The 24,820-nt window shown below is 72.9% G+C and carries 23 protein-coding genes; 15 read left to right on the forward strand and 8 right to left on the reverse strand.

Annotated elements, in window-relative coordinates; translation table 11 throughout:
* Positions 1–204 precede the first annotated feature (204 nt).
* The gene (locus ACN268_RS27590) at positions 205–1,566 is read left to right on the forward strand and encodes a cellulose binding domain-containing protein (RefSeq protein WP_421485872.1); all 1,362 of its coding nucleotides are present in this window, start codon (positions 205–207) and stop codon (positions 1,564–1,566) included.
* Between the two features lie 96 nt (positions 1,567–1,662).
* Here the strand turns inward: ACN268_RS27590 and ACN268_RS27595 are convergent, their stop codons facing one another.
* Positions 1,663–2,352 carry a response regulator transcription factor gene (locus tag ACN268_RS27595; RefSeq protein WP_421485874.1) on the reverse strand — a complete coding sequence of 230 codons (690 nt, stop codon included), beginning with the start codon at positions 2,350–2,352 and terminating at the stop codon, positions 1,663–1,665.
* 302 nt (positions 2,353–2,654) lie between these two features.
* Here ACN268_RS27595 and ACN268_RS27600 point away from each other — a divergent pair, with 302 nt between their 5' ends.
* Together ACN268_RS27600 and ACN268_RS27605 are read left to right on the forward strand one after the other, a co-directional pair.
* Positions 2,655–3,062 carry a hypothetical protein gene (locus ACN268_RS27600; RefSeq protein WP_421485876.1) on the forward strand — a complete coding sequence of 136 codons (408 nt, stop codon included), beginning with the start codon at positions 2,655–2,657 and terminating at the stop codon, positions 3,060–3,062.
* A gap of 250 nt (positions 3,063–3,312) precedes the next feature.
* A complete protein-coding gene (locus ACN268_RS27605) occupies positions 3,313–3,705 on the forward strand; it encodes a cupin domain-containing protein (RefSeq protein ID WP_204927226.1) in 393 nt (130 codons plus the stop codon).
* A 67-nt stretch (positions 3,706–3,772) separates the two neighbouring features.
* Here the strand turns inward: ACN268_RS27605 and ACN268_RS27610 are convergent, their stop codons facing one another.
* The gene (locus ACN268_RS27610) at positions 3,773–4,960 is read right to left on the reverse strand and encodes a threonine synthase (RefSeq protein ID WP_421485878.1); all 1,188 of its coding nucleotides are present in this window, start codon (positions 4,958–4,960) and stop codon (positions 3,773–3,775) included.
* A 115-nt stretch (positions 4,961–5,075) separates the two neighbouring features.
* Here ACN268_RS27610 and ACN268_RS27615 point away from each other — a divergent pair, with 115 nt between their 5' ends.
* Positions 5,076–5,858: an aldo/keto reductase gene (locus ACN268_RS27615; protein WP_421485880.1), complete on the forward strand. Its 783-nt coding sequence runs from the start codon at positions 5,076–5,078 to the stop codon at positions 5,856–5,858.
* A 66-nt stretch (positions 5,859–5,924) separates the two neighbouring features.
* On the opposite strand, the gene ACN268_RS27620 is transcribed toward ACN268_RS27615, so the two are convergent.
* Positions 5,925–7,052 (reverse strand): GH12 family glycosyl hydrolase domain-containing protein, encoded by a 1,128-nt coding sequence (locus ACN268_RS27620; RefSeq protein WP_421485881.1) that lies wholly within the window; start codon positions 7,050–7,052, stop codon positions 5,925–5,927.
* 155 nt (positions 7,053–7,207) lie between these two features.
* A complete protein-coding gene (locus tag ACN268_RS27625; protein WP_421485883.1) occupies positions 7,208–7,987 on the reverse strand; it encodes an IclR family transcriptional regulator in 780 nt (259 codons plus the stop codon).
* A gap of 197 nt (positions 7,988–8,184) precedes the next feature.
* Here ACN268_RS27625 and ACN268_RS27630 point away from each other — a divergent pair, with 197 nt between their 5' ends.
* Both ACN268_RS27630 and ctaD read left to right on the forward strand, forming a co-directional pair.
* Entirely contained in the window at positions 8,185–9,291 is a 1,107-nt protein-coding gene (locus ACN268_RS27630) for an FAD-dependent monooxygenase (protein ID WP_204927221.1), read from the forward strand.
* Positions 9,292–9,428: 137 nt separating this feature from the next.
* Positions 9,429–11,186, forward strand: coding sequence for a cytochrome c oxidase subunit I (gene ctaD / locus ACN268_RS27635; RefSeq protein ID WP_421485884.1), 1,758 nt, complete (start codon positions 9,429–9,431; stop codon positions 11,184–11,186).
* Between the two features lie 395 nt (positions 11,187–11,581).
* On the opposite strand, the gene ACN268_RS27640 is transcribed toward ctaD, so the two are convergent.
* The 4 genes from ACN268_RS27640 to ACN268_RS27655 form a co-directional block, all read right to left on the reverse strand.
* On the reverse strand, positions 11,582–12,808 hold the full coding sequence (locus ACN268_RS27640; RefSeq protein WP_421485886.1) for an MFS transporter: 1,227 nt from the start codon (positions 12,806–12,808) through the stop codon (positions 11,582–11,584).
* Between the two features lie 64 nt (positions 12,809–12,872).
* Positions 12,873–13,454: an isochorismatase family protein gene (locus ACN268_RS27645; protein WP_421485887.1), complete on the reverse strand. Its 582-nt coding sequence runs from the start codon at positions 13,452–13,454 to the stop codon at positions 12,873–12,875.
* Between the two features lie 67 nt (positions 13,455–13,521).
* Positions 13,522–14,808, reverse strand: a complete 1,287-nt coding sequence (locus ACN268_RS27650) for a nicotinate phosphoribosyltransferase (protein ID WP_421485889.1) — start codon at positions 14,806–14,808, stop codon at positions 13,522–13,524.
* A gap of 16 nt (positions 14,809–14,824) precedes the next feature.
* Entirely contained in the window at positions 14,825–17,503 is a 2,679-nt protein-coding gene (locus ACN268_RS27655) for a LuxR C-terminal-related transcriptional regulator (RefSeq protein WP_421485891.1), read from the reverse strand.
* 197 nt (positions 17,504–17,700) lie between these two features.
* On the opposite strand from ACN268_RS27655, the gene ACN268_RS27660 reads away from it, so the two are divergent.
* The 9 genes from ACN268_RS27660 (at position 17,701) to rdgB (ending at position 24,746) form a co-directional block, all read left to right on the forward strand.
* Positions 17,701–19,266, forward strand: a complete 1,566-nt coding sequence (locus ACN268_RS27660; RefSeq protein ID WP_421485892.1) for a hypothetical protein — start codon at positions 17,701–17,703, stop codon at positions 19,264–19,266.
* 130 nt (positions 19,267–19,396) lie between these two features.
* Positions 19,397–19,687 (forward strand): ATP-dependent Clp protease adapter ClpS, encoded by a 291-nt coding sequence (clpS, locus tag ACN268_RS27665; protein ID WP_088641781.1) that lies wholly within the window; start codon positions 19,397–19,399, stop codon positions 19,685–19,687.
* 283 nt (positions 19,688–19,970) lie between these two features.
* The gene (locus ACN268_RS27670; RefSeq protein ID WP_372444630.1) at positions 19,971–20,471 is read left to right on the forward strand and encodes a DUF2017 domain-containing protein; all 501 of its coding nucleotides are present in this window, start codon (positions 19,971–19,973) and stop codon (positions 20,469–20,471) included.
* A gap of 55 nt (positions 20,472–20,526) precedes the next feature.
* Positions 20,527–21,015: a Mov34/MPN/PAD-1 family protein gene (locus tag ACN268_RS27675; protein WP_421485893.1), complete on the forward strand. Its 489-nt coding sequence runs from the start codon at positions 20,527–20,529 to the stop codon at positions 21,013–21,015.
* A 61-nt stretch (positions 21,016–21,076) separates the two neighbouring features.
* On the forward strand, positions 21,077–21,442 hold the full coding sequence (locus ACN268_RS27680) for a MoaD/ThiS family protein (RefSeq protein WP_377682195.1): 366 nt from the start codon (positions 21,077–21,079) through the stop codon (positions 21,440–21,442).
* Between the two features lie 11 nt (positions 21,443–21,453).
* Complete coding sequence (locus tag ACN268_RS27685; protein ID WP_204927212.1) at positions 21,454–22,419, forward strand: PLP-dependent cysteine synthase family protein; 966 nt, start codon at positions 21,454–21,456, stop codon at positions 22,417–22,419.
* A gap of 194 nt (positions 22,420–22,613) precedes the next feature.
* On the forward strand, positions 22,614–23,360 hold the full coding sequence (locus ACN268_RS27690; RefSeq protein ID WP_421485895.1) for an MBL fold metallo-hydrolase: 747 nt from the start codon (positions 22,614–22,616) through the stop codon (positions 23,358–23,360).
* Between the two features lie 46 nt (positions 23,361–23,406).
* Positions 23,407–24,135 carry a ribonuclease PH gene (gene rph / locus ACN268_RS27695; RefSeq protein WP_421485896.1) on the forward strand — a complete coding sequence of 243 codons (729 nt, stop codon included), beginning with the start codon at positions 23,407–23,409 and terminating at the stop codon, positions 24,133–24,135.
* Positions 24,132–24,746, forward strand: coding sequence for an RdgB/HAM1 family non-canonical purine NTP pyrophosphatase (rdgB, locus tag ACN268_RS27700; protein WP_088641776.1), 615 nt, complete (start codon positions 24,132–24,134; stop codon positions 24,744–24,746). The genes rph and rdgB overlap by 4 nt, the downstream gene beginning before the upstream one ends.
* Positions 24,747–24,820: the final 74 nt, after the last annotated feature.

Raw genomic sequence — 24,820 nt, forward strand, 5'->3', positions numbered from 1 at the left:
TCACCGACCACCCCGTTCCCGTCGACGGCCACGGGCCGGGCCACGGACCGGGCCACGGCCACGGCCACGGACCGGGCCACGTCCATCGTGGACGTTGACAGTGGTCGGTGCCGGTGGTGGCATGGGTGGGCGGTACGCCGGGCGTGGAAGGGCATCCGAAGACCTATGTCCCCGCTTCCTGCTGCCCGGAAGGCGTACCCCCTCATGACTTCCTCGCGTCACCGTGCCGGCCTGCTCGCGGCGCTGACCGCCGCCGCCGTACTGCTGCTGGTCGTCCCGCTGCCCGCCGGGGCGCTCGCGGTACCCGAGCCGACCACCCCCGTCACCGGCAACGCCACCCACTTCGACGCCCTCGGCGCACCGTACGGCGGCTGCGGCCTGCCCCAGGCGGAGCTGGACGCGCCGGACTTCGTCGCGCTCAACGCCTACGACCTGCCCGGCGACTACTCGTCGTACCCAATGCGGCCGATCCCGGCCAGCCAGGCGGCGACGATCGGGCTGTGGAACAACGGCCTCAACTGTGGCCGGTTCGTCCGGGTCACCGTCGGCGACTACTGCACCGGCGTCAACGACGGCGCACCCGGCCAGCCGTTCTGCCGCAACGGCTCGTGGACCGCCGACGCGTACAGCGGGGCGACCCTGACCATGGTGGTGGCGGACAGTTGCGGCGACGGCAACGCCTGGTGCCGGGACGACCCCTACCACCTGGACATCTCCACCGCCTCGCTCAACCGCTTCGTGCGCAACGGCACGCCGGTGGGGGACATGAACCCCACCCACTGGAACAACCGGCACGTCTCCTGGTCGTTCGTGCCCGCCCCGGACTACACGGGCGACATCCGGATCGGCTTCATGAAGGGCGCCCAGCGGTACTGGCCGGCGATCGCCGTCTCGCACCTGGCCAACGGCATCCACGGGGTGGAGTACCTGGCCGGTGGGGTGTGGACGGCCGCCACGATGAACAGCGACATGGGACAGTCGTACGTGATCGGGGCGACCGCCGCCGGGGGCACCGACTTCCAGATCCGGGTCCGTGACGCGGCCGGCGCGTTGATCAACAACGGTCGGGTCTACCGGTTCGCCCTGCCCGCCTCCTGTGGCGGGACGTGCTCGGCGGCGTACACCCGGGTCGACTACACCACCTCCGACGGGCCGACCCCGACCCCGACCGGCACCCCCACGGCGACCCCCACCGTGACGCCGCCGGTCACCCCCACCGTGACGCCGCCGGTTACCCCCACCGCGACCCCCACGCCGGCCCCGATGGCCGGTTGCTCGGCCACCTACCGGGTGACCGGCTCGTGGTCGGGCGGCTTCCAGGCGGAGGTGACCGTGCGCAACAACGGCGTCAGCGCCATCACCGGCTGGACCACCGCGCTGACCTTCGCCGGAACCCAGCAGGTCGCCTCGTCGTGGAGCGCCACGGTCAGCCAGTCCGGCCGGCAGGTCACCGCGACCAACGCCCCCTACAACGGGAACCTGAGCCCCGGCGCGACCACCGGTTGGGGCATGGTGGTCACCGGCGACGACCGGCCCCCGACGGTGGCCACCTGCGCCGTGCGGTGAACCACCGGTGACCGGTCCGCCCGTGGCGGCGGGCCGGTCGACCGGCCCCGGGGCACCACGACCCGGGCGCTGCGTCCGGGCGCGGCCACCCGCGCGCTACGCCCCGGGCGCGGTGAGCCGTACCCCGACCCCGCGTACGGTGTGCAGGTAGCGCGGTTGCTGGGCGCTCTCCCCGAGCTTGCGGCGCAGCCAGGACAGGTGCACGTCGACGGTCTTGTCCGCGCCGCCGTAGGGGATCTGCCAGACCTCGGTGAGCAGTTCCCGTTTGGTCACCACCGCGCCGGGGCGGGCGGCGAGGTGGTGCAACAGGTCGAACTCGCGCGGGGTCAGCTCCACCGGCGTGCCGTCCAGGGTGACCTGGCGGGCGCGCGGATCGATGCGCAGCCCGCCGACCACCAGCACCGGATCGCCGTCGGGCCGCTCGGCCCCGCCCCGGCGCAGCACCGCCCGGACCCGGGCGTCGAGCTGGGCGGCGGTGAACGGCTTGACCAGGTAGTCGTCCGCCCCGGCGTCGAGCAGCCGGACGATCTCCCGTTCGTCGTCCCGGGCGGTGGCCACGATCACCGGCACGGCGCTGACCGCGCGCAGCATCCGCAGCAGCTCGCCGCCGTCGAGGTCGGGCAGGCCGAGGTCGAGCACGACGAGGTCGGGCCGGTCGTCGAGGGTGTGCCGTAGCCCCTCCATCGCGGTCGACGCGGCGGCCACCGCGTGCCCCCGGTCGCGCAGCGCCCGGACCAGCGGGGTGCGGATGGTCAGGTCGTCCTCGACGAGCAGCAGGCGGGCCACCCCAGCAGGCTAGCCCCGGGGCGTCGGCCCCCGGCCGTCGTCCGGGCGGGGGCGGTGGGACGGGGTAGCGGGTCCGGGGCCGGCCGGGCTGTCCTGTGCCGCCGCCGTCGGTGGGCGACGACCCGCGTCGGGCGCGTTTTCGCAGCTCACAGTGGTTGGGTGTCAGGTAGTAGACAGTTGGACGAGTGGTCGCAAAAGGTGTAACCGACATATTTTCGAAGTACGGATCCGCTCGGTCGGTGCGGATCACCATCCCCCATCGCTCCCGGCCCAGCAGGTGGCCGGCAGGCAGGAGCACCACGATGTCCAGCACCGGTTCCCGGCGTCGCCCGGTCAGCCAGCCCGTTCCCTGCCGCACCGACCTGGCCCTGGCCGATTCCCAACTGGCCGGCGACCGGCGGGTGGGGCTGCCCGCCTCGGCCCGGATGCTCTACGCCGTGGTGCACGCCAACGGCACCCTGGCCCGGGGGCTCGGCGCGGCGTCGGCCACCCGGCTCGCCCCCGGCATGTACCAGGTCGTCTTCGACCAGGACGTCAGCACCGCCGGCTACGTGGGCACGATCGGGTTGGCGGGCAGCGCCGGGCTCGCGCCACCCGGTGGGATCAGCGTGGTCGGTCGGACGGGAATCCCGAACGGGGTGTTCGTCAAGACGTTCGCCACCGACGGCAGTGTCTCGGACCGTCCGTTCCACCTGGCGGTCCTGGCCTGAGGCCGGCGGATACGGGCGCACGGCGCCGTACGGCACACCGGCCGTCCGTCGCCGCGCTCCGACCGTCTCCCACCACCGCAGCCATTCCGGCGGTACGCCAGCGGGGACCTGGTGCGACCGGTGCGGTCCCCCGCTCCGGTCTGGGGTGCTCGTTGCCCGATCTGACGGCGGTCAAACCTGCCCGGGGCCGGGAATTGCCTCATCTGCACGACCCGGCGTGATCCGTCGCCGTTGCGGGTATGAGCGGAACATGGAGCATTTCACGATCGCGACGGTCGCCGAGAAGAGCCCGGACTTCCGCCGGGTGCTGTGGACCGGCGAGAAGACCCAGTTGGTGATCATGACCATTCCGCCGGGCGGGGAGATCGGTGCGGAGGTCCACGACGGGATCGACCAGATCCTGACCTTCGTCAGCGGCACCGGGGAGGCCCGGGTCGGCGGCGAGACCCGGGAGGTCGCCCAGGGCGACCTGGTGGTGGTGCCGGCCGGGACGAAGCACAACTTCGTCAACACCGGGCCGAACCCGCTGGTGCTCTACACGGTCTACGGCCCGCCGGAGCACGCCGACCAGGTGGTGCACCACACCAAGGAGGAGGCCGACGCGGCGGAGGCCGCCGGCGAGGACGAACCGCCGACGTCCTGACCCCGCCCTCTGACCCGCATCCGCCGCCGGCCGGCCTCCCGCGCACCGGGACGCCGGCCGGCGGCGGTCAGCCCACGGGTACGGCGGAGACGTCCACCGTCTCCGGATACTTCAGCCCCGACCCCGTGTTCAGCACCACCACCCGCTCGTCGGGGCGGATCCAGCCCCCGGCCCGCAGGTGCCGGGCGGCGGTCAGGCAGGCCGCCCCCTCCGGGCAGAGCAGCAGCCCCTCCCGGGCGGCGAACTCCCGCAGGTCGGTGAGGATCTCCGCGTCGTCGACGGCGACCGCCGTCCCGCCGCTCTCCCGTAGCGCGGTCAGGATCAGCTCGTCGCCGAGCGGTGCCGGCACGGTGATCCCGAACGCCACGGTGTGCGCGCCGGCCCAGGGGCGGGCCCGCTCCTCACCGGCGGCGAAGGCCCTGACGATCGGCGCGCAGCCCGTCGACTGCACCGCCACCAGCCGGGGCAGCCGGTCGCTCACCCAGCCGAGTTCCCGCAGCTCGTGCAGGGCCTTGTGGATGCCGATCAGGCCCACCCCGCCACCGGTCGGATAGATGATCACGTCGGGCACCTGCCAGCCGAGCTGCTCGACGATCTCGTACCCCATCGTCTTCTTGCCCTCCAGCCGGTAGGGCTCGCGCAGCGTCCCGGCGTCGAAGACCGCCCCGTCCGCGCCGGCCACCAGCTCGGCCACCCGTCTTCCGGCGTCGCTGATCAACCCGTCCACCAGGATCAGGTCGGCACCGGCGGCCACGCACTCGCGCCGGCAGATGGTCGGGGCGTCCAGCGGCATCACGATGGTCGCCGCCATCTGGGCCCGCGCCGCGTACGTCGCCCAGGCCGCTCCGGCGTTGCCGTTGGTGGGCATGGCGAACCGTCGTACGCCCAGCTCGCGGGCCCGGCTCACGCCGACGGCGGCACCCCGGGCCTTGAACGACCCGGTCGGGGTGAGCCCCTCGTCCTTGACGATCAGGTCGGCCACGCCGATCTCGTGGCCGTACGCAGGCGCGCGCCACAGCGGCGTCCAGCCCTCACCCAACGTGGTGACGTGCCGCTCGTCGGCCACCGGCAGCAGCTCCCGGTAACGCCACAGGTCGGCCGGGCGCAGCCCGAACCGCTCGGGCGTCACGGCGGCGGCCACCGCCGCCAGGTCGTAGCGGGCCAGCAGCGGTGACCCGCAGTCGCACAGGTTGGTGAGCCGGTGGGCGTCGTGCTCCCGGCCGCAGCGGGGACACTCCAGATGGGTCAGGTACACGGTGCTCCTCGCCGTCGGCCCGGTCGGTGCTCGGCACACCGGCATTCTCCGGCAATCGGCCCGGGTTCGCCGCTCGCCCGGCATGCCCGCGCCGATCACGGGTAGAACCGTCGGCATGGATCTCGACCAACCCACCGCCCTGCTCCCCGGTGACGTCCGGATGCCGCTGCTCGGGTTCGGCACCTGGCAGGCGACCGGCCGGGCCGGCTACGACGCCGTGCTGGCCGCGTTGGACGCCGGCTACCGGCACATCGACACCGCCACGATGTACGGCAACGAGGAGGAGGTGGGCCGGGCGGTGCGGGAGAGCGGGCTGCGCCGCGAGGACGTCTTCATCACCACCAAGCTGCCGCCGGACCGGGTCGGCCGGGAACGGGAGACGATCGAGGCGAGCCTGCGGGCGCTGGGCACCGACCACGTCGACCTCTGGTTGATCCACTGGCCGCCGTCGTCACCGGCGGACAGCATCCCGGTCTGGCGGGAGCTGCTGGCCGCCCGGGACGCGGGCCTCACCCGGGCGGTGGGGGTGAGCAACTACGCCACCGCCCAGCTCGACGAGCTGATCCAGGCGACCGAGGAGAACCCGGCGGTCAACCAGATCCGGTGGAGCCCGTCGCTGTACGACCGGCAGCGGCACGCCGAGCACCGGGACCGGGGGATCGTGCTGGAGGGCTACAGCCCGTTCAAGGCCAGCGACCTGGCCGATCCGGTGCTGACCCGGATCGCCGCCGCGCACGACGTCTCCCCGGCGCAGGTGGTGCTGCGCTGGCACGTCGACCACGAGATCGTGGTGATCCCCAAGTCGGTCACCCCGGAACGCATCCGCGCCAACGTCGACATCTGGAACTTCTCGCTGACCGCCGAGGAGATGCGCGACATCGACGCCCTGGGCGGCTGAGCCCGGACGGGGTGCGGGGGCGTGACCTGCCGGTCACGCCCCCGCGTGGTGGTGGGTGGTGTGGGGTCAGGCGCGGGAGCAGGCGACGCCGTTGAGCGAGAAGCTGGTCGGCGCCGAGTACGTCCCGTTCAGCGAGCCCTGGTAGCCGAAGCTGGCGGTGCCACCGGGGGAGATGCTGCCGTTGTGCGCGGCGTTGCGTGCGGTCACCGTCGACCCGCTCTGGCTGACGGTGGCGTTCCAGGAGCTGGTGACCTGCTGCCCGCTGGGCAGGTTGTAGGTCAGCGTCCAGCCGTTGATGGCGCTTGCGCCCCGGTTGGTGATGGTCACGTCGGCGGTGAAGCCGTTGTTCCACGAGTTGGAGGTGTACTTCACCGCGCAGCCGCCACCGGTGGGCGGGGGCGTGGTCGGCGGGGCGGTGGTGGGCGGCGGGTTGCCGCCGGTGTTGACGGTCTGGGAGAAGTTGGTGACGGCCAGCCCCGCACCGCCCTGCCAGGGCTCGAAACCGGCCTGGATGCTGGTCAGGTACCAGTCGTTGGTGATCGCCCCCCGGTTGCGGGTGTCGGCGATGAAGTCCAGCACGTTGAAGCTCATGCTCTGGATCGCCGACGGGGCGACGTACGAGATGACGTTGTTGCCGCCGTTGTTGCCGCGCCACACCTCCCAGCTGCGGCCCGCGATGTTCGTGTTGCCCACCGGCGAGCCGATCGGCTGGATGCTGCCCTGCCGGTTGAACCAGATCATGATCTCCATGGCGTTGACCCCGTCCCGCTTGGGCGACGGGTCGAGCCAGATGTCGTAGGCGGCGTCGTAGATCGCCCCGCCGACGTAGTTGAAGGAGATGCTGCCCGGCGCGCTGCTGATCGACTTCACCTGGGCCGGCAGGTTGGTGCCCGGCGAGCAGTTGGTGTAGTGGCAGCCGACGAAGATCGACGGGTACGACACCGGGGCCCCGTTGGTCGGGGCGGAACCCTGCTGGCTGGTGATGCTGAAGCCGCTGCCGGTGACGTTGATGCACTGCTGGGCGGTGGTGCCCCAGCGGTTGTTCTGGACCACGTACCGGCCGCCGATGACGGTGGAGCCGTACTGCTCACAGATCTGGGTGTCGGCGGAGGCGGTGCCGCCGACGGCGACGGCCACGATCGTGCCGACGGCCAGGAGGCCGGCGGCGGCGAGGGCCCGCAATGGACGCTTCATGATGCTCCTTGGCTGCGGCGCGGGGGCGCCGGAGGTGTGTCGGACATGACCGGGAGCGCTCCCACGGTCTCGAACACATTTACATACTTGAAACTGCTGTGCAACTGAACCGGTTAAGTGGACAGCCGATCTCGTCCCCGTACGTGAACCGTGTTCTACAGGTTGGGCGCGAGCAGCGTGCGTGCCGTCCGAACCTGCGCCACCGCCTCCCGCAGCACCGCCGCCAACCGCGTCCGTACCTCCGGCCCCAGCCGGTCCACCGGCGCGGCCACCGAGATCGCGTCCACCGCCGGTTCCCGCAGCGGTACGGCCACCGCCACCGCCGCCAGCCCCGGACCGTACTCCTCCCACTCCTCGGCCCAGCCCCGCCGCCGCACCGCGGCCAACTCGGCGCGCAGCGCCTCCGGCGTGGTGACCGTCCGCCCGGTCACCGCCGGCAGCGGCCACTGCAACAGCCGGTCCACCTCCTCGTCGGACCGCGCGGCGAGCAGCGCCTTGCCGGCCGCGGTGGCGTGCGCGGGCAGCCGTCGGCCCACCGCGCAGACCGGCCGGACGACGTGCGCCGAGTCCCGCCGGGCCAGCAGCACCACCGCGCCCCGGTCGAGCCGGTAGAGCTGCACCGTCTCGCCGGAGAACTCGGCCAGCCGGTCCAGGGTCACCTCGTGCAGGGCGGCGACGTCCGCGCCGGCCAGGAACGTCGCGCCGACCTCCAGCGCCCGCAACCCCACCGAGAATCGGGTGCCGGTCGGATCGGCGGCCACCCACTCGCGGTCGAGCAGGGTCCGCAGGATGGCGTGCAGGCTGCTCTTGGGAATGCCCAGCGCCCGGCTCAGCTCCACCGGTGAGCGGGGGCCGTCCGGGGTGGCGAGCGCCTCCAGCACGTCCAGTGCCCGACCCGCCGACTTGACCGAGCGGTATGACTCGTCCGTTGTCACGCCGTCACTGTAGTGAGACGAACGGCATCCGGCCGATGGGTATTCTTCGATCGAACCCCGTTCAGTGGGCTGGACAACTTTCTGTCCGGTTCGGAGGGTGCCGGACGGGGGGATCATCGGCTCTGGTGTGCGTCGATCGCGCGGAGTAGTGTCTTGCCTTCACCGCGTACCGATCCCCTCCGGAGGCGTTCACCACCATGCGTGGCTCCCCCCTGCGCATCCTCGTCGTCGGCGCGGGCATCGCCGGTCTGGCCGTCGCCCGGGCCCTGCGGTTGGCCGGCTTCCGGCCGGACGTCACCGAGAAACTCCCCCCGAACGAACTGGCCGACACCGGCCTCTACCTGCCCGGCAACGCCGCCCGCGCGCTGCGCCGGCTCGACCTCGACGGCCCGGTCCGCCCGCTCGGGCAGGTGATCCACCGCCAGCGCTTCCTCGACGCCGCCGGCGACCCGCTCTGCGAGGTGGACCTCGACACGCTCTGGGCCGAGGTGGGGGAGTGCCGGGCGCTGCCCCGCCGTGACCTCTACCAGGTGCTGCTCAGCGGTGCCGGGGGCGCCGTGCGGCACGGCGCCGAGGTGAGCACCGTCGAACTGCTGCCCGCCGGGGTCGCGGTCACCTTCACCGACGGCACCGGCGGCGAGTACGACCTGGTGATCGGTGCCGACGGGCCCCGCTCGGCGGTCCGCTCCCTGGCCGCGCTCGGCGGTCCGCCCCGCCCCGCCGGTCAGGTGGTCTACCGGGGCGTGGTGCGCGACGGCCCGGACGTGCCCGACTGGACGGCGCTGCTCGGCCGGCGGGCCGGCTTCCTCGTGGTGCCGCTCGGCGCCGGCCGGCTCTACTGCTACGCCGACGAGGCCGGCACCGTCGCCCCGGCCGATCCGGTGGCCCGGCTGCACGAACTCTTCGGCGGCTACGGCGGGCCGGTCCCGGCGGTGCTGGCCGCCTGGCGCGACGTGCAGGTCGGGCTCACCGACGAGGTCGAGCTGGGCCGCTGGCACCGGGGCCGGGTGCTGCTGGTCGGCGACGCGGCGCACGCCACCGCGCCCACCCTGTCCCAGGGGATCGCGATGGCGCTGGAGGACGCGGTGGTCCTCGCCGAGTCGCTGCGCGCCGCCGGCAGCGTCGAGGCGGCCCTGGTCGCGTACGAGAGCCGGCGTCGTCCGCGTACCCGATGGGTGCGGGACCGGACCCGCGACCGCAACCGCACCCGGGACGTGCCGCCGGCGCTGCGCGACCCGTTGCTGCGCGGGCGGGGCGGGCGGATCTTCGGCGAGCACTACCGGCTCCTGGTCGACCCGCTGTAGGTGTGCCGGGTGACCGGACATGGTGCCAGAGCACCCCGAGCGGTGCTGCCACCTGCCGGGGACTAACATCCTTTCGGATGACGGCCCGCAGTTGACGAGGCGTGCCGAGCGGGACAACCGAGAACCGGAGGCCATTCGTGACCACCGTCGCACCCAAGCCGGTCGTGACCCGGCCCTGGCCGGTCCGAGAGCCGGTCAAGGGGTCGGCCATCGCGCGGCTGCTGCGCACCACGGACGCGAAGCAGATCGGGATCATGTACATGGTCACCGCGTTCGTGTTCTTCATGATCGGTGGCCTGATGGCCCTGATCATGCGAGCCGAGCTGGCGCGGCCGGGCATGCAGTTCCTGTCGCCGGAGCAGTACAACCAGCTGTTCACCATGCACGGCACGATCATGCTGCTGTTCTTCGCGACGCCTATCGTGTTCGCGTTCGCCAACTACGTCGTGCCGTTGCAGATCGGCGCCCCCGACGTCTCGTTCCCCCGGCTGAACGCCTTCGCCTACTGGCTGTACCTGTTCGGCGGCACGATGGCGACCGCCGGCTTCCTCAGCCCGGGTGGCGCCGCCGACTTCGGCTGGACCGCCTACACCCCGCTGAGCAGCATCGAGCACTCGCCCGGCGTCGGCGCGAACATGTGGGTCGTCGGCCTGGCCATCTCCGGTCTGGGCACCATCCTCGGCGCGGTCAACCTGATCACCACGATCCTGACCCTGCGCGCCCCCGGCATGACCATGTTCCGGATGCCGATCTTCACGTGGAACATGCTGGTCACCAGCCTGCTGGCGATCCTGGTCTTCCCGCTGCTGGCCGCCGCGCTCTTCGCGCTGGCCGCGGACCGGCTGCTCGGCGCGCACGTCTACGACCCGGCCACCGGCGGCCCGATGCTGTGGCAGCACCTCTTCTGGTTCTTCGGCCACCCCGAGGTGTACATCATCGCGCTGCCGTTCTTCGGCATCATCACCGAGATCATCCCGGTCTTCTCCCGCAAGCCGATCTTCGGCTACAAGGGCCTCGTCGCCGCCACCATCGCCATCGCCGCCCTGTCGATGAGCGTCTGGGCGCACCACATGTTCGCCACCGGCCAGGTGCTGCTGCCGTTCTTCAGCTTCCTCAGCTACCTGATCGCCGTGCCGACCGGCATGAAGTTCTTCAACTGGATCGGCACCATGTGGCGGGGCCAGATCACCTTCGAGACGCCGATGCTGTTCGCCATCGGCTTCCTGGTGACCTTCCTCTTCGGTGGTCTGACCGGGGTGCTGCTGGCCAGCCCGCCGCTCGACTTCCACCTGCACGACAACTACTTCGTCGTGGCGCACTTCCACTACGTGCTCTTCGGCACCATCGTGTTCGCCGTCTTCGGCGGCATCTACTTCTGGTTCCCGAAGATGTTCGGCCGGATGCTCGACGAGCGCCTGGGCAAGATCCACTTCTGGCTCACGATGATCGGCTTCCACACCACCTTCCTGGTGCAGCACTGGCTCGGCGCCGAGGGCATGCCCCGCCGGTACGCCGACTACCTGCCCGGCGACGGCTTCACCACGCTCAACATGATCTCCACGATCGGCGCGTTCATCACCGGTATCTCGACCCTGCCGTTCATCTGGAACTGCTGGAAGTCGTACAAGACCGGGCCGGTCGTCGAGGTGGACGACCCGTGGGGCCACGGCAACTCGCTGGAGTGGGCGACCAGCTCCCCGCCGCCGCTGCGGAACTTCGACCGGATGCCCCGGATCCGTTCCGAGCGCCCGGCGTTCGACGCGAAGTTCCCCGAGCTGGCCGCCGGGCAGAGCCTCGCCGGCCCGCCGGAGGGTGGTGCCAAGCCGCTGACCAGCGAGGTCAACGGCGGCGCCAGCTACCAGGAGGACACCGCCGGGAACCTCGACCAGCGCTGACCGCCCGGCACGAACCACCGAAGGGCACCGCACCCCACCGGGGCGCGGTGCCCTTCGCTTTTCGCGGTGCCCTTCGCTTGCGTGGTGCCCTTCGGCTCTTCCTCGGGATGACCGGGGTTGAGGGCCGGCGGGGATCACGGCCCGGTCGTGCCTCCCCTGGTGCGGACCTGCGGGGGACCACTCTCCACGGGGCGCTATGCCTGAGCTGCATAATTATGACGCTGAGGCATACCGCTCGCGCGCAGGTCATGTTTCCGGGCGGCGGGCGTCGCGGTTGACGGCGACTCCGGACCACGGGGAACGGACGGTGTCGGACGCGACCGGCAGCGCGCCGCCAAAGCCGGCTACCCGTTGCACCGCCGGCCGTGACGCGGGTACAGGCGGTGGGCGGTGGCTCAGGCGGCCGGTGCCGGTTCTGGTGCCGGCGCGGACAGGGTGGATGCCGGGGCGACGGGCGGGCGGCGGTGACGCAGCTCGGTCGGCAGGACCACCAGGGTCACCAGCAGCCCCACCGCCCCGGTGACCACGAAGCCCCAGAGCGGCACCGAGGCGTCGATCACCGCGCCGGCCAGCGGAGCACCGAGCGCGATGCCGACCGTGGTGGCGGAGCCGTGCAGGCCCATCGCCTCACCGCGTACCCCGGCGGGGGCGAGCCGGCTGACCGCGTCGGCGGTGGCGGCGATGGTGGGAGCGCAGAGCGCGCCGGCCGGCAGCAGGGTCAGGCAGAGCAGCCACCAGTGGCCGCCGCCCAACCCGACCGGGATGGTGCAGAGGCTGAGCAGGGCGGCCAGGGCCAGCGGGGAGAAGGAGCGGCGGACGGCACCGTACGCGAAGCCGCCGACCAGCGAGGCGATCGCCCAGGCGGTGAGCACCGCGCCCGTCCAGCCGACCTCGCCGCCGGCCCGCAGCACCGCCACCACCGCCACGTCGGTGCCGCCGAGCACCAGGGTCGCGGCGGTGCTCACCGCGAACACCGCCAGCAGGCGGCTGGTCAGCCACTGCCGCCGGGGCACCCGGGGCTGCGGACCGACCGGTTCGTCCGCGCTGCGGATGGGCGGATCGAGCAGCCAGATGACGATCCCCGCGCCGACGATGCCCGCGCCCACCGCCCAGAGCGTGACCCGGGGCGAGACGGCGGTGGCCAGCGCCACGGCCAGCGCCGGCCCGATCATGAAGGACAGCTCCATCGACATCGAGTCCAGCGCGTACGCGGGGCGGCGGCGCTGGGCCGGCACCAGCGCGGCGATCGACTGCCGGACCACCGAGAAGACCGGCAGCGCGAACAGCCCGGCCACGAACGCGGCGGGCAGCAGCAGTGGCAGGCTCAACGTCGGGGCGCTCGCCCAGAAGGCCGCCTCGACGACGGTGGTCACCGCGACCACCGGACGCAGACCACGCCTGTCGACCAACCGGCCCAGCAGGGGCGAGCCGATGGCGGTGCCGGCGACCGACGCGGCACCGACCAGGCCGGCGGCACCGTAACCCCGGCCCAGCTCCAGCACCACGTAGAAGGTGAGCGTCACCCCCGTCGCGGTGAGCGGGATGCGGGCCAGCACCGCGACCAGCAGCAGGGCCCGCAGGCCGGGCTGGGCCAGGGCCTGCCGGTAAGGCGTCAACGTCATGATGCTCCGTACCTCCGGCGGTCATCCTGGACCGGGGGTACGACATCGGCAAGCGATTACCGGCTCATGCGGCGCTGATCACCGGCTCCCCGCGCAGGGTCACCCCGGCGCCGTCCATCGCGCGCAGCGCCACGTCCAGCGTCGCCGGCGCGACCGCCGCCGTCAGGTCGAGCAGCACGGTGGTGGCGAAGCCCTCCCGGGCGGCGTCCAGGGCGGTGGCCCGCACGCAGTGGTCGGTGGCGATGCCGACCACGTCGACCCGGTCCACGTCGTGCCGGCGCAGCCAGTCGGCCAGGCACTCGCCGTCGTCGGCGTGCCCCTCGAACCCGGAGTACGCGGCGGCGTGCTCGCCCTTGTGAAAGATCGCCTCGACCCGGTCGGTCACCAGGTCGGGGTGGAACTCGCTGCCCGGGGTGCCGACCACACAGTGCCGGGGCCACGACTCGACATAGTCCGGCGGGTCGCCGAAGTGCGCCCCCGGGTCGACGTGGTAGTCCTTGGTGGCGACCACGTGGTCCCACCGTCGCGGCTCCCCGGCCAGCAGGCCCGAGATGCCGGCGGCGACGCCCGCGCCCCCGGTGACGGCGAGGGAACCGCCCTCACAGAAGTCGTTCTGCACGTCCACGATGATCAGAGCGTTGGCCATCGGTGCCCTTCCTCTCCGTTCGCCGCCGGTGATCCACCTGCGGCACGACCCAGTCTGCCCCGGCGGCTCAACCGGCCGGCACGACCGTGACCGGGATCGCCGGATCACCTGCGGAGAGCTTCAACCCCTCCCACGGGATGGAGATCAGGCACTGGCGCAGGTGCTCGCGGGACTGCTCGATGCCCGGCAGGTCGACCGGTTCGCCGTCGACCACGTACGAGTGCTGCAGCAGCCGGTCGTTGGCCTGCCGGTCCGGTACGCCCTGCGAGACGACGACCTCCTCGGTGGCGGTGCCGGTGGGCTTGTGCCGGCGAACCGCGACCTTCCGGCCCCCGATCGTGCCCTTGTTCTCGGAACGCTTGACCACCGGCCGGCCGTCCACCTCGACCAGCTTGTAGACCAGGCTGGCGGTGGGCGCGCCGGAGCCGGTGACCACGGCGGTGCCCGCGCCGTACATGTCGACCGGTTCGGCGGCGAGCGCGGCGATGGCGTACTCGTCGAGATCCCCCGAAACGATGATCTTCGTCTCGGTGGCGCCGAGCGAGTCGAGCAGCTCCCGGGACTGCTGGGCGATGACCGCGAGGTCGCCGGAGTCGATCCGGACTGCCCGTAGCTGTGGCCCGGCCACCTCGATGGCGGTCCGGATGCCCTGGCTGATGTCGTACGTGTCGACCAGCAGCGTGGTGTCCCGGCCCAACGTGGCAACCTGCGAGGCGAACGCCGTCCGCTCGTCGTCGTGCAGCAGGGTGAACGCGTGCGCGGCCGTCCCGGCGGTGGGGATGCCGTACCGCTGGCCGGCGGCGAGGTTGGAGGTGAACCGGAACCCGGCCAGGTACGCCGCCCGCGCGGCGGCCACCGCCGCCTCCTCGTGGGCCCGCCGGGAACCCATCTCGATCAGGGCCCGGCCCCGGGCCGCGGTGACCATCCGGGCCGCCGCCGCGGCCACCGCGCAGTCGTGGTTGAGCACCGACAGCACCAGCGTCTCCAGCACCACGCACTCGGCGAAGCCGCCGGAGATGGTGAGGATCGGTGAGCCGGGGAAGAACAGTTCGCCCTCGGCGTACCCGTCGATGTCGCCGGTGAACCGGTAGTCGGCCAGCCAGCGGGCGGCCGGCTCGTCGACCACCCCGGTGCGGAGCAGGAACTCGACCTCCTCGGGGGCGAACCGGAACTCCCTCACCATGTCGATCAGGCGGCCGGTCCCCGCGACCACCCCGTACCGGCGTCCGGTGGGCAGGCGTCGGCTGAACACCTCGAAGGTGCACCGGCGGTCGGCGGTGCCGTCGCGCAGGGCGGCACTGACCATGGTCAGCTCGTAGTGGTCGGTCAGCAGCGCGGGGCGAAGGTGGCTCACCAGCCCAGCCTAGAGTTCAGCCGGTCGGGGCGTCGCCGTGGCCCGGGATCGCCCGCAGCGCCGCACCCAACTCGGCCCGGCCGGTGATGCCGAGCTTGCTGTAGACCCGCTGGAGATGGTTCTCCACCGTCCGGGGCGACAGGAACAGCCGGCCCGCGATGGCCCGGCTGGTCACCCCGGCGGCGGCGAGTGCGGCTACCTCCAGCTCCCGGCCGCTGAGCGTGGGCCGTAACGCGGTAAGCGCCGGGGTACGGATCTGGTCGCAGCGGGTGAGCAGGGCGGCGAGCCGTTCGTGCGCGGCGGCGGCCGACGTCGAGCGCTCCCGTCGCCAGCCGTGCAGCGCCGTCGCCGTGGCGTCGACCGCCCAGACCGTCAGGTCCAGCTTCGTGAGGCCGTCCGCCACCTCCAGCAGGGCCTCGCCGTCCCGGGCGGCGGCGGCCCGCGCGTACCGGGCGAGCAACGGGGTCAGCGCCCCGTCGACGGTCTCGGAGAGTTCGGTCAACCGCTGTGCCACCGTACGCCGGCTGCCGTCGGTGCAGGTCGGCCCGACCGGGGCGGTGGCCCGGCCGAGCCGGACCAGGTCGTGCAGCACCAGCACCTCGTGGCCGGCGAACCCGTCGGCGCGCAACCGGTCGACCAGCGTGCCGAGGTGCCGCACCGCCCCGGCCAGGTCACCCCCGGCGGCCAGCACCGCGGCCCGCGCCTGCTCCAGCCACGGCTGGAGCACCGCCATGCCCGGGGCCTGGGTCCGGTCGGCCTCCGCCATCGCCTCCACGGCGGTGGCCGGGTCACCGCGCAGCACCGCCGCCTGCGCCCGCTCGGCGTGCGCCAGTCCCGCGAAGACCCGGCTGGTGGCGAGCACCGCGCACGCGCCGAGGCTGGCCTTGAGCGCGTCGTCGCCACGACCGCGCAGCCGCGCCGCGTACGCCTGGAGGATGGACAGGTAGCCGGTGCCGAGCCGGAAGTCCCCGGCGCCGGCCTGGTCGGCGAACTCGTCGGCCACGATGGCGTCGATGCCGGCCACGTCACCGGAGAGCGCCAGCCGGGTGCCCCGGGCCAGTTCCATGGCCAGTTGCAGGTACGGCATGTCGGCCCGCCAGTTCGCCGCCTCCGCCTGCACCCGGTCGACAGCCGTGGCGCTGGCCCGGAACCGGCCGCGCACCGCGTCGGCGTGGGCGATGGTGCACCGGGCCAGCTCGCGGGCGGCGACGCTGGCGGCGGGCCGGTCCAGCACCGACCGGCCGAGCCGCAGTGCGGTGTCGACCTCCAGGCCGTGCAGCCGCATGATCGCCTCGAAGGCGCGCACCCGGGCCTGGTGCCCGGGGTCGGTCAGGGCGTGCCCGGCCGCCGCGATGGTGTCCACGGTGGACCGGTCGCTGAGCCCCCAGTAGCTGACCATCCCACGCACGGTGAGCCAGCGACTGCGTCGGTGTTCGCAGACGATGTCGTCGGCCACCGCGTCGAGCACCGCGATCGCCTCGTCCGGCCGGTCGCCGAACATCAGGATGGTGGCGAGCAGTTCGGCGGCGTCGTAGCCGCCGTCGGCGACGAGCGCGCCCCGGGCCAGCCGGGTGGCCAACGGCACGTCGTACCGGGTGAACGCCTGGACGGCCGCGTGCAGCAGCAGGGCCGGGTCCTGGGCGGTGCCGGAGTCGAGCCGCCACACCGCCACCCGGAGCAGGTCGCCCCGGCGGCGGGCACCGGCCGACTCCACCCGCTCGGCGAGCTGGGCCTTCAGGCGGCGGGTCCGGCTGACCGGGCAGCGACGGCGGATCACCTCGCCGTACAGCGGGTGGGCGAGCCGGACGTCGATCCGCCGGTCGTCGGGTACGACGGTGATCAGCCCGCGTTCCTCGGCGACCTCCACGGCCGCCGGGTCGGCGGCCCGGTCGAGCAGGCGCAGGCCGAGCGGCTCGCCGAAGGCGACCAGCTCCACCACCGCCCGGACCTCCGGGTCCAACCGGCCGATCCGGGTGTCGATCAGGTCGGTGAGGCTGGGGGCCAGCTCCAGCCGGCCGGTCCACCGCCACACCCCGTAGGGGCGGACCAGTTCACCTCCGGTGGTGGCGGCCAGCACCAGCTCCCGTAGCAGCAGCGGGTTGCCGGCGGAGAGCCGGAACAGCCGCTCGGCGGTGCTGGCGTCGACCGGGCCGTCCAGCAGGGCGGCGAGCAGGCCGGTGGTCTCGCCCGGGCCGAGCGGGGCCAGCTCGGCGTGCGCGACCATGTCGTCGGTCCACAGTGCCCGGATCGGCAGCGGGATCTGCTCGCCGCTGCGCAGCGTGCCCAGCACGGTGGAGTTCTCGGCGCGGGCGAGCAGGTGGACCAGCGCCGCCGAGGGCGGGTCGAGCAGATGGGCGTCGTCGATGGCGAGCACGATGCGCCGCCCCGCCGCCTGCTCCTGGAGCACGTCGACGCCCCAGCGCAGTACCCCGGCGGGGGAGAGCCCGGGTGGCTGCTCGGCCGGCAGCACCGGGGCGAGCCCGCCGAACGGCAGCGCCGCGGTGGCCGTGCTGGCCGCGACGAACGACAGCGCGTACCGCTCGGGAGGCAGTGCGGCCACCGCCTCGCGGAGCAACCGGCTCTTGCCGATGCCCGCGCTGCCGCTGAAGAAGAGCCCGTGCCCCCGCCCCTCACGCACCGCTGCCAACAGACGGTTGAGTTCATCCGTTCGGCCGACGAAACTCCACCGACTCATCCGAGCAGCATATCGATGTAAATCGGTCCGGAGATACCCGGTGACGCTGTGAAGTTGAGTAATGTCGCAGTTACTGCTGAGTACCCGAGATGTTCCGGCGAAGCCGGGTGCTGCCCGTAACCTTCCCGCAGCCCATCGTCACCTATCGGACGTCCTACCGCGGGCGCAGCCAGTCGCCCGCGTCGAGCGGAGGCCGAATGCAGCCCGGTCCACTCCCCGGGGTCGACATGACCGACGACCCGTCCGACCATCCCGACGCCGTCGGGCTGCCGGCCCGGGGCCCGATCCCGGCCGAGCCGCCGGCCGCCGAGGCGGATCCCGACGAGCCGCTCGCCGTGGTGGCCGCCGGCCCCGCCGGGGCGGCCCGCCGGGAGGTGCTCGCCGCGCTGCTCGGGGTCCCCGCCGGGATGCTCGTCACCCCGGCGGGCAGCCACCTGCTGGTCCGGCACGCCCGGGTGGCCACCCGGGCGGCGTACGTGCCCGGCTACCGGCAGCCGCACTCCTACAGCGCGGACCAGGCCGCCGCCGGCCCGGCGCTGGCCCGCGCGCCACGCCGGGTCGAGTTGAGCCTGCCGGAACAGCTGCTGCGGCACTTCGCCGTGCTCGACACCCCGGACACCGACACCCTCGGCGTGGCCGGCGGCCGGGTCCTGCTCGACGCGGTCGTCAGGTCCGGCGCGCTGCTGTTCGTGATCGGCGCCGACCAGGCCTTCACCGCCGCCGACCTGCACCTGCTCACCGAGGTCGCGCGTACCCGGGTACGGGTCTTCTTCGTGGTGACCCCCGGCGCGGGCGGTTGGGCGGCGGCGGAGCCGGCCGCGACCGACGACACCGGGGTGGCGCTCCCGACGTCGCCCGGCGGGCCCCCGGCCGGCGGCCCGGTCGACCCGGTGGCGGTGACCGTCGCGGCGCACCGGGCCACGCTGCTGGCCGCCGTGCCGGGGCTAGCCGAGGCCAACTGGTATCCCGTGCACCGGGCCGAGCACCCGGCCCTGCGCCGGGCGCTGGTCGGCTGGTCGGCCATCGAAGGGCTGCGCCGGGCGAGTTCCCGGCCACCCGTGCCGCCCGGGGCGCACGGGCGGGTGCCGGTGGCCCCCGATGCGCCCGGCGACGACTGGGCCGACGGGTTGGAGCGGCAGAGCCGGCTCCGCGCCCGCCGCATCCGCCAGCAGCTCGCGCTCGAACTGGCCAACATCCATCTGCGGACCGTCCAGGAGATCGTCTTCGGGGTGGGCTGCGCGGGTCTGCCGCAACTGCTCGACCGGGAGTTGGAGGCGCTCTCCCTGCTCGCGACCGAGCAGCAGGACCGCGCCGTGCGGGACATCCTCGACGGGGCCACCGTCCGGATCTTCGGCGCACCGCTGGCCGAGGGGGTACGCCAGCGCATCGGCGCGGCCGTCCGGTGGGGGCTGGCCGACCATCCGTCCGGTCAGGAACTGGACCGGGTGCTCCTGGTCACCGGCACCGCCGGGGTGGCGGTGCTGCCCGGGGCCGGCGCCCTGGACGCCCTGCTCGGTCATCCCGGCGCGCCCCGCACCGAGGTGCTGCCCCGGATCGGGGTCGCCCTGTCCGGCGGGTGCTGGCAGCACTGGCGCAGCCCCGGCAACGACGATCCGAACGCGGCCCGCTCCTGGGCGCAACGGGCGCTGCGTGAGGTCGAGTTGGAGCTGTCCCGCGAGGTGTCCCGGCGGTTCGAGGCGTTCCGGCTCGCGCTCGACGCGGTGCTCACCGACGCCGTCGACCACGGCATCCTGCTCGCCTGAACCGAGCGTCCCGGTGCCTGTCCCCGCCGTGTCCGCAGCCCTCCCGATTTGCGCAGCTCGGGAGGGTGATCGGGGCCGCCCCGGCGTTCCGGTTCATCGGATCGCCACTTCCGGTGGCACGATGGGGGGCATGGCCGCTCCACAGGTTGCCCCGGTCGAGACGCCGGACACCGACGAGGTGCCGGTCGAGGACCGGCAGTGGGTGACGATCGTCTGGGACGACCCGGTCAACCTCATGACGTACGTGACCTGGGTCTTCCAGAAGTTGTTCGGGTACAGCCGGGAGAAGGCCGAGAAGCTGATGCTGGACGTGCACCACAAGGGCCGGGCGGTGGTCTCCAGCGGCGCCCGGGAGCGGATGGAGCACGACGCGTCGCAGTTGCACGCCTACGGCCTCTGGGCGACGGTGGACCGTTCGTGAGCGCGAGGAGTGAGCCGGGTTTGCGAGCCCCGCAGTCGCGAAGCGGGGTGGTCGTGAGCGCGAGGAGTGAGCCGGGTTTGCGAGCCCCGCAGTCGCGAAGCGGGGTGGTCGTGAGCGCGAGGAGTGAGCCGGGTTTGCGAGCCCCGCAGTCGCGAAGCGGGGTGGTCGTGAGCGCGAGGAGTGAGCCGGGTTTGCGAGCCCCGCAGTCGCGAACCGGGGTGGTCGTGAGCGCGAGGAGTGAGCCAGGTCCGCGGTTCCGGCGGTGGCGATGGAGGTTGACGGGGTGAGCATGTTCCGCCGCCAGGGCGGCTGTTACGTGGCGACCTTCGCCGTCGACGAGGTCCGGGTGCTGCGCAAGGTCGCCACCGAGGTGGTCGGCCTGCTCACCGACGGGTTCGACCACACCGACCCGGTCGTCGGGCGGCTCTTCCCCGACGCCTACCCGGACGATCCGGCCGGCACGGCGGAGTTCCGCCGGTACACCGAGGGCGACCTGAAGACCGCCAAGATCGACCAGGCGGGCGCGGTGCTGGCCGCGCTGCCCGAGTCGGCCGGTGGCGAGGTGCGGCTGGACGCCGAGGCGGCCGAGGCGTGGCTGCGGGCGCTCAACGACGCCCGGCTGGCGATGGGCGTCCGGCTGGAGATCAAGGACGGCACCGACCTGGGCGAGGAGCTCGACGACGCGGTCGCCGACGACCCCACGTCGTCAAGGGTGTTCCAACTGTCGGTCTACGCCTATCTGGGTTATCTGCAGGAATCCCTGCTCAACGCCATGATCGACTGAACTGTGACGGTCACCGCCTCGCCGGGCGCGGCGGGTGGGCGCTAGGCTGGTCGACGTGCTGAGCATCGACCGGTCGATCGTCGACGCGATCGTCGCCCACGCGCGCCGGGACCACCCGGACGAGGCGTGTGGGGTGGTCGCCGGACCCGTCGGCGGCGACACCCCGACCCGGCACATCCCGATGGACAACGCGGCCCGCTCGATGACCTTCTACGAGTTCGACTCGATGGAGCACCTGCGGGTGTGGCGGGAGATGGACGACCGCGACGAGGAACCCGTCGTCATCTACCACTCGCACACCGCCACCGAGGCGTACCCGTCCCGCACGGACGTCGCCTTCGCCGGTGAGCCGGGCGCGCACTACCTGCTGGTCTCGACCCGCGATCCGGACACCGAGGAGATCCGCTCCTTCCGGATTGTCGACGGCGTGGTGACCGAGGAGCCGGTGCGGATCGTGGACGCCGGGGTGGATCCGCACGCGGTCCAGTCCTACATGTTCGGGCAGAGCCCGGCGACGGTCGACTACGAGTGTTCCGGCAGCTGACCCCAGCTCCGCTCACCCTGTTCCGTCCGGCACCGAGGCACACCCGACCAAGGAGTACGTCATGGCCATCGAGGTTCGCATCCCCACCATCCTGCGCAGCTACACCGGCGGCGAGAAGGTCGTCGAGGGCGCCGGGGACACCCTGGGCGACCTGCTCACCGACCTGGACACCCGGCACGCCGGTCTGAAGGCCCGGCTGGTCACCGACGCCGGCGCGCTGCACCGCTTCGTCAACGTCTACGTCAACGACGAGGACGTCCGTTTCCTGGGCGCGCTGGACGCCAAGCTCAACGACGGCGACAGCGTCACCGTCCTGCCGGCCGTCGCCGGTGGGGCGTTCGGCTTCGCCGCCGCGGCGGCGATCAGCCAGCACCGTGCGGCCACCGCGGCGGTGGCGGCACGGCGCGCGGCCGTCGCCCTCCGCTGAGGGCGGGCGTCATGGCGCGGTACGACAGCCTACTCGACGCCTGCGGCGGCACCCCCCTGGTGGGGTTGCCCCGGCTCTCGCCGACGGTGCCCGACGGGGCACCGCCGGTGCGGCTGTGGGCCAAGCTGGAGGACCGGAACCCGACCGGCAGCATCAAGGACCGCGCGGCCCTGTTCATGGTCCGCGCGGCGGAGCAGTCCGGCCGGCTCCGGCCCGGGGACACCATCCTGGAGCCGACCAGCGGCAACACCGGCATCTCGCTGGCCATGGTGGCCAAGCTGCGCGGCTACCGGCTGGTCTGCGTGATGCCGGAGAACGTCTCCACCGAGCGGGTCCAACTGCTCCGGATGTACGGCGCGGAGATCATCTTCTCGCCGGCGGCGGGCGGCTCGAACCAGGCGGTCGCCACCGCCAAGCAGATCGCGGTCGACCACCCGGACTGGGTGATGCTCTACCAGTACGGCAACGAGGCCAACGCCCGCGCCCACTACGAGACCACCGGCCCGGAGCTGCTGCACGACCTGCCCACCATCACGCACTTCGTGGCGGGCCTGGGCACCACCGGCACCCTGATGGGCACCGGGCGGTTCCTGCGGGAGAAGGTCGAGGGCATCCAGGTGGTGGCCGCCGAGCCACGCTACGGCGAACTCGTCTACGGCCTGCGCAACATCGACGAGGGTTACGTCCCCGAGTTGTACGACGCGTCGGTGCTCACCAGGCGCTTCTCCGTCGGCACCCGGGACGCGGTGCTGCGTACCCGGCAGCTGGTGGAGGTGGAGGGGATCTTCGCCGGTTTCTCCACCGGGGCGATCCTGCACGCCGCCCTGTCGGTGGCGCACGAGGCGGTCCGGGACGGCCGGCGGGCCGACGTCGCCTTCGTGGTCTGTGACGGTGGCTGGAAGTACCTCTCCACAGGCGCGTACGGCGGCACCCTCGCCGACGCGGAGAGCGCCCTGGAGGGGCAGCTCTGGGCCTGACCCGTCGTGGGGTCGGTCGGCGGAGGCGTCGGCCGGCCCCCGCGGGTGTCACGTTGATGACAACTTCCAGAAGATGATTCTTGCCCTGCGGTCGCTGCGCGTAGGCTGCGCAGCGTGGCGTACGCGTCGGTAGAGATCATAATCGGTGCTGACTCCGGCGTGTCGACTACGTACCGTAATTGTGGGGCGACCGGATGCGGCTGACCGTCCTGGGCTGTGCGGGAAGCTTCCCCGGCCCCGAATCCCCCTGCTCCGCCTACCTCGTCGAGGCGCACGGTTTCCGGCTGCTCGTCGACTTCGGGCCGGGCTCGCTGTCCACCCTCCAGCGGTACGCCGGCCTGCACGCCCCGGACGCCATCCTCCTGACCCACCTGCACTGCGACCACATCCTCGACGCCGCGTCGTACGTCGTGGTCCGCCGGTACGCCCCGGACGGCCCCTACCCGCCGCTGCCGGTCTACGCGCCGCCGGGCGCCCCGGACCGGCTCGCCACCGCCTACGGCCAGGACGACAGCACCGTCGAGGACGTCTACCAGTTCTACGGCCTCCAGCCGGGCACCTTCCCGATCGGCCCGTTCACCGTCACCGTCGACCGGGTCAACCATCCCATCGAGACGTACGGGGTGCGGCTGGAGCACGAGGGCCGGGTGCTCTGCTACTCCTCGGACACCGCACCCTGTGACGCGCTGCTGCGGCTCGCCCAGGACGCCGACGTCTTCCTCTGCGAGGCCAGCTACCTCGACGGGGTGGACAACCCCCCGGATCTGCACCTCACCGGCCGGGAGGCGGGCGAGACGGCCACCAAGGCGGGGGTGGGCCGGCTGCTGCTGACCCACCTGGTGGCGGCCTGGGGCAGCGAGTCGCACACCATCGCCTCGGCGGCCGGGGCGTTCACCGGGCCGCTGGAAGTGGTGCGGGCCGGCGCCAGCTACGACGTCTGAGCCCACCCGGGCATGCGCCGATCATGCGACCGCATAGGGTGCAGGGATGGCACGACCTGACGGGCGGCGGCCCGACCAACTCCGACCGGTGACGTTGACCAGGGGCTGGAGCACCCACCCGGAGGGCTCGGTGCTCGTCGAGTTCGGCGGCACCCGGGTGCTCTGCACGGCGAGCGTCACCGAGGGCGTGCCCCGCTGGCGCAAGGGCTCCGGGCTCGGCTGGGTGACCGCCGAGTACGCGATGCTGCCCCGGGCCACCAACACCCGCTCCGACCGGGAGAGCGTGCGCGGCAAGATCGGTGGGCGGACCCACGAGATCTCCCGGCTGATCGGCCGCAGCCTGCGCGCCTGCGTCGACCTCAAGGCGCTCGGCGAGAACTCGATCGTGCTCGACTGCGACGTGCTCCAAGCCGACGGCGGCACCCGTACCGCCTCCATCACCGGCGCGTACGTGGCCCTCTACGACGCGGTGCGCTGGCTCGCCGGCCGCAAGTCGTTGGCCGGTAAGCCGGAGAAGGTGATGCACCGGTCGGTGGCCGCGGTCAGCGTCGGGATCGTCGCGGGCGAGCCGCTGCTCGACCTCTGCTACGTCGAGGACGTGGCCGCCGAGGTGGACATGAACGTCGTCTGCACCGGCGAGGGCGACTTCGTCGAGGTGCAGGGCACGGGTGAGGACGGCGTCTTCTCCCGGGCGCAGCTCGACGCGTTGCTGGACGTCGCGTCGTTGGGTTGTCTGGAACTGGCCGAGGCGCAGCGGAAGGCTCTCGCATCATGAACAAGGTCCTGCTCGCCACCCGCAACCGTAAGAAGCTGGTGGAGTTGCAGCGCATCCTCGACGGCGCGCTCGGCGCGCACCGGATCGCCCTGCTCGGCCTCGACGACGTCGAGGAGTACCCGGAGTTGCCCGAGACCGGCCTCACCTTCGGCGAGAACGCCCTGATCAAGGCGCGGGAGGGCTGCCGGCGCACCGGCCTGCCCACCATCGCCGACGACTCCGGCATCGCCGTCGACGCGCTCAACGGCATGCCCGGGGTGTTCAGCGCCCGTTGGGCGGGTCGGCACGGCGACGACCGGGCCAACCTGCAACTGGTGCTGGACCAGATCGCCGACCTGCCCGACGAGCACCGGGGGGCGTCGTTCGTCTGCACCGTGGCGCTGGTGCTGCCCGGCGGCAAGGAGCACCTGGTCGACGGCCGCCAGCCCGGCCGGCTGCTGCGCGCCCCGCGCGGCGAGGGCGGCTTCGGGTACGACCCGATCTTCGTGGGCGACGGCCAGGAGCGGACCAACGCGGAGCTGACCCCGCAGGAGAAGGACGCGATCAGCCACCGGGGCAAGGCGTTGCGCGAGTTGGCGAAGCTCGCCGCCAAAGTGCTTCCCGCCACCTGACCGTCGACACCGCTCGACGCCGCCGCCCGGCGACCGGCCGCCCGTTCCCCGGCGGGGAACGGGCGGTGGTGTCC

Source organism: Micromonospora sp. WMMD735, assembly GCF_049178995.1.
In the GTDB taxonomy this organism is placed as follows: Bacteria; Actinomycetota; Actinomycetes; order Mycobacteriales; family Micromonosporaceae; genus Micromonospora; species Micromonospora wenchangensis.

What these genes read in the sequence shown, in the direction of transcription:
- ACN268_RS27590 (WP_421485872.1), top strand. Translation starts at nt 205, where the DNA reads ATGACTTCCTCGCGTCACCGTGCCGGCCTGCTCGCGGCGCTGACCGCC.
- ACN268_RS27600 (WP_421485876.1), top strand. Translation starts at nt 2,655, where the DNA reads ATGTCCAGCACCGGTTCCCGGCGTCGCCCGGTCAGCCAGCCCGTTCCC.
- ACN268_RS27605 (WP_204927226.1), top strand. Translation starts at nt 3,313, where the DNA reads ATGGAGCATTTCACGATCGCGACGGTCGCCGAGAAGAGCCCGGACTTC.
- ACN268_RS27615 (WP_421485880.1), top strand. Translation starts at nt 5,076, where the DNA reads ATGGATCTCGACCAACCCACCGCCCTGCTCCCCGGTGACGTCCGGATG.
- ACN268_RS27620 (WP_421485881.1), bottom strand. Translation starts at nt 7,052, where the DNA reads ATGAAGCGTCCATTGCGGGCCCTCGCCGCCGCCGGCCTCCTGGCCGTC.
- ACN268_RS27630 (WP_204927221.1), top strand. Translation starts at nt 8,185, where the DNA reads ATGCGTGGCTCCCCCCTGCGCATCCTCGTCGTCGGCGCGGGCATCGCC.
- ACN268_RS27640 (WP_421485886.1), bottom strand. Translation starts at nt 12,808, where the DNA reads ATGACGTTGACGCCTTACCGGCAGGCCCTGGCCCAGCCCGGCCTGCGG.
- ACN268_RS27645 (WP_421485887.1), bottom strand. Translation starts at nt 13,454, where the DNA reads ATGGCCAACGCTCTGATCATCGTGGACGTGCAGAACGACTTCTGTGAG.
- ACN268_RS27655 (WP_421485891.1), bottom strand. Translation starts at nt 17,503, where the DNA reads ATGAGTCGGTGGAGTTTCGTCGGCCGAACGGATGAACTCAACCGTCTG.
- ACN268_RS27660 (WP_421485892.1), top strand. Translation starts at nt 17,701, where the DNA reads ATGCAGCCCGGTCCACTCCCCGGGGTCGACATGACCGACGACCCGTCC.
- clpS (WP_088641781.1), top strand. Translation starts at nt 19,397, where the DNA reads ATGGCCGCTCCACAGGTTGCCCCGGTCGAGACGCCGGACACCGACGAG.
- ACN268_RS27680 (WP_377682195.1), top strand. Translation starts at nt 21,077, where the DNA reads ATGGCCATCGAGGTTCGCATCCCCACCATCCTGCGCAGCTACACCGGC.
- ACN268_RS27685 (WP_204927212.1), top strand. Translation starts at nt 21,454, where the DNA reads ATGGCGCGGTACGACAGCCTACTCGACGCCTGCGGCGGCACCCCCCTG.
- ACN268_RS27690 (WP_421485895.1), top strand. Translation starts at nt 22,614, where the DNA reads ATGCGGCTGACCGTCCTGGGCTGTGCGGGAAGCTTCCCCGGCCCCGAA.
- rph (WP_421485896.1), top strand. Translation starts at nt 23,407, where the DNA reads ATGGCACGACCTGACGGGCGGCGGCCCGACCAACTCCGACCGGTGACG.
- rdgB (WP_088641776.1), top strand. Translation starts at nt 24,132, where the DNA reads ATGAACAAGGTCCTGCTCGCCACCCGCAACCGTAAGAAGCTGGTGGAG.